Annotated in this window: 1 protein-coding gene; it reads left to right on the forward strand. The window is 58.6% G+C overall.

The annotated features are described in order from the left end of the window. Window positions 1-261: cyclic nucleotide-binding domain-containing protein (locus Q5762_RS38785; protein WP_315897015.1), on the forward strand; the 261-nt coding region annotated here is incomplete at both ends.

A 261-nucleotide genomic window follows, 5' to 3' on the forward strand; every position in this document is an offset into this window, starting at 1 on the left:
CCTCGAAAATGGCGACCGTCAGATCCTGGAAGTTTTTCTGCCCGGCGACATCATCGGTCTGCGGGAGTTTGCTTTTTCCCAGCGCCTTGAAAACGTCCGCATGATCAGTGACGGCGTGATCTGTCACTTTCCCCACAAGCGTATGCTGGAGGTCTTTCGCGAGTCACTGTCGCTCACGTCGGTGATGTTTGCCATTGCCAGCCGACAGCAAGCGCTGCTGACCGAACGGCTGGTCAACCTGGCACGGCGCAGCGCGCGCAA

It is taken from the genome of Streptomyces sp. P9(2023) (assembly GCF_032436795.1).
Lineage (GTDB): Bacteria > Actinomycetota > Actinomycetes > Streptomycetales > Streptomycetaceae > Streptomyces.